3 protein-coding genes are annotated in these 3036 nt (G+C 40.0%); 2 read left to right on the plus strand and 1 reads right to left on the minus strand.

Annotated features, from left to right (window positions below; genetic code table 11):
• Nucleotides 1–16: 16 nt before the first annotated feature.
• Together PX482_RS12945 and PX482_RS12950 are read left to right on the plus strand one after the other, a co-directional pair.
• Entirely contained in the window at nt 17–229 is a 213-nt protein-coding gene (locus PX482_RS12945; RefSeq protein WP_193956921.1) for a hypothetical protein, read from the plus strand.
• 20 nt (nt 230–249) lie between these two features.
• The gene (locus PX482_RS12950; RefSeq protein ID WP_002757842.1) at nt 250–648 is read left to right on the plus strand and encodes a helix-turn-helix domain-containing protein; all 399 of its coding nucleotides are present in this window, start codon (nt 250–252) and stop codon (nt 646–648) included.
• 175 nt (nt 649–823) lie between these two features.
• Here PX482_RS12950 and PX482_RS12955 read toward each other — a convergent pair whose 3' ends face one another.
• Nucleotides 824–2923 carry a serine/threonine-protein kinase gene (locus tag PX482_RS12955; protein WP_002757844.1) on the minus strand — a complete coding sequence of 700 codons (2100 nt, stop codon included), beginning with the start codon at nt 2921–2923 and terminating at the stop codon, nt 824–826.
• Between the last annotated feature and the right edge of the window lie 113 nt (nt 2924–3036).

Below are 3036 nucleotides of genomic sequence, written 5' to 3' on the forward strand. Positions count from 1 at the left end.
GGAGGATATATCAACCATGTTAAGCACTGATCTAGAGATAAGACTAGCAGCTTTAGAAGCTGAAGTAGCACTGCTTAAGCGTTTGCTACCTACTGTCAGCGAAACTCCCTGGTGGGAAAAAATTGTCGGCACTTTTGCTGATGATCCGGCTTACGAAGAGGCAATGCAGTTTGGTCAAGAGTACCGTCAGTCCCTAAAACCGTTAGCCGAGGAAGCATCCGAATCCTGAAATGTATCTCCTTGACACCGATGACCCTTACTTTTAATCCAGAAAAATACAAAGAATTACTAGCTCGCCATTTACCTAAAGTTATTAAAACAGAGGCAGAAAATGAAAAAGCTTTGGCTATTGTGGAAGAATTAATGCACCGTCAGCAGCGAACTCCCGAAGAAGATGAACTTTATGAGCTTCTAATTTTTTTAATTGGGAATTTTGAAAAAAGCTTTTATCTACAAGAATCAACCACACCTCATTCTATGTTATTGTTTTTGATGGAACAGCAAAGCGTTAATAAGAAAGACATAGCCAGAATCCTTGGCTCTGACAAAATTGCCTCTAGTTTAATTGAAGGAAAAGGGTCAATTACCAAAGAACAGGCGAAATTATTAGGACATTTCTTTAATGTAGATTATAGTTTGTTGATGTAGATGCGATACCCTCTAGCTTGTCGGTTGAGTTGAGCGCTTTAATACTTAGGAGAAAACTGCTCGATTCAATAATTTGAGCCAAAACCCAATATTTTTAAAGACATCGGTGCAGTTTCCCGCAAGTATCGCTCATTTTCGATAGACAAAAGTTATTGCTGTCACCCCCAACACAAGTTTACTGTCCCACTCGCCAAATTTTGATAGTTTTGTCACCACTCCCACTAGCTAAATAGCGGCCATCGGGACTATATACTACTGATTTAACCGAGTGAGAATGACCAGTAAGGGTACGCAATTCTTTTCCCGTTGCTACCTCCCAAATTTTGATAGTTTGGTAACTCCCACTAGCTAAATAGCGGCCATCGGGACTATATACCACTGACCAAACCCAGTCAGAATGACCAGTAAGGGTACGCAATACTTTTCCGGTTGCTACCTGCCAAATTTTGATAGTTTGGCGACTCCCACTAGCTAAATAGCGGCCATCGGGACTATATACCACTGACAAAACCCAGTCAGAATGACCAGTAAGGGTACGCAATACTTTTCCGGTTGCTACCTGCCAAATTTTGATAGTATTGTCACGAAGCCCACCCCCACTAGCTAAATAGCGGCCATCGGGACTATATACCACTGATAAAACTGGACCAGAATGACCGGTAAGGGTACGCAATTCTTTTCCTGTCGCTACCTCCCAAATTTTGATAGTTTTGTCATCACTACGACTAGCTAAATAGCGGCCATCGGGACTATATACTACATCAGCCCCGTAAAGGTAAGAATAAACAGTAAGGGTACGCAATTCTTTTCCGGTTGCTACCTCCCAAATTTTGATAGTTTGGTCAATACTCCCACTAGCTAAATAGCGGCCATCGGGACTATATGCTACTAAAAAAACCCCGCCAGAATGACCAGTAAGGGTACGCAATTCTTTTCCGGTTGCTACCTCCCAAATTTTGATAGTTTGGTCAATACTCCCACTAGCTAAATAGCGGCCATCGGGACTATATGCTACTGAAAAAACCTCGTCAGAATGACCAGTGAGGGTTTTATCGGGAAAACTATGTTCTGAAAATTTTTTTTCTTGTGGTGAGTTTATTTCCTGACTTTTAAAATAACCATAAGCTTGCGTTATTCCTACTCCTAATAACAAAACTCCACCAAGAGCTATCATTCTATTTCTCAGCTTATTCTTTTTAATCGGTTGTCCTGGTGTTTTTTGGGGTACAGCTACAGGTGAAACTGGCGGAGAAGAATTAATCTTAGGAATAACTGGCGATTGTTTTTGAGTTACAATAGGAGGCGGATTTGGTGGTGGAGATGGTCTATTAGGAGTTGTAGGAGGTAACTTTAATTGCCTTTCAATCTGATCTAAACGTTGTAAAATAACCCTAGTATTAGCTGGTCTATTCTTTGGCAATCTTCCCATTAACTCGTCAATAAAATCCAACAATAACGGGTGAATATTTTCCGTTTCTTCTCGCCAAGCTAAAACATCATTAACCGCATCATAAATTTCTAAAGGATGTTTTCCAGTTAATAAATGCACAAAAGTTCGTCCTAAAGCATAAAAATCTGATTGAATCACCGCCTGGCTATGTTGTTGTTCATTGGGTGTATATCCGACCGAGGTAATACCTGTCACCTGTTGACCTTTTCCCTTTTGATGATAGGTTTGGGTTTCTTCCCTTGCTGTCCCTGCTGTCCCAAAATCAATTAACACCAACTCGCCACTATTCCGCAACATAATATTAGGGGGTTTAATATCTTGATGAAGCCAGTTTTGTTGATGAATTTTATCGAGAATTAAAGTCATTTCTCTCAGCCATTTTAAGGCTCGTTTTTGACTTAAAATATCATACTGGTTTAGCCACTGTTCTAAATCAATACCCTCCACTTTTTCCATAACTAAACAGTGTAATATTTTCCCTTCTCTCGTGGAATATTGAAAATAGGCATCTGCTCGAGGAACACCAGTGACATTTTGACGACTCAACTCTAATAAAACGTCATATTCCCGTTTAAATAATTCCACTGCTTTCGGTTGATTATTCCATTTTTCTTGTAATACCTTGAGGATTTTGGCTGTAAAACCTTCAAAAGCCTCATAAACAATGCCAAAACCGGTCGTATCACTCAATAACCGACTCACCCTATATTTACCATTTAACAACAATTGAGAGCCGCAACTTTGACAGTAACGAGTATTCGAGTTATTATTACTCGGATGCCCTGGTTGAGAACAATCGGGATTAATGCAGTAACAGGGTTTCATCTCGGCTATCAGTTATTTATTGGGTGAATAATTGCAAGTTTTCCCTTACCTGTCTTTGAAGGCATTTTATCATAAGTCAGTAGTAGTAGTAGGGTGCGTTACGCTATCGCTAA

This window comes from Microcystis sp. M53602_WE12 (assembly GCF_030065455.1).
In the GTDB taxonomy this organism is placed as follows: domain Bacteria; phylum Cyanobacteriota; class Cyanobacteriia; order Cyanobacteriales; family Microcystaceae; genus Microcystis; species Microcystis aeruginosa.

What these genes read in the sequence shown, in the direction of transcription:
- PX482_RS12945 (WP_193956921.1), top strand. Translation starts at nt 17, where the DNA reads ATGTTAAGCACTGATCTAGAGATAAGACTAGCAGCTTTAGAAGCTGAA.
- PX482_RS12950 (WP_002757842.1), top strand. Translation starts at nt 250, where the DNA reads ATGACCCTTACTTTTAATCCAGAAAAATACAAAGAATTACTAGCTCGC.
- PX482_RS12955 (WP_002757844.1), bottom strand. Translation starts at nt 2,923, where the DNA reads ATGAAACCCTGTTACTGCATTAATCCCGATTGTTCTCAACCAGGGCAT.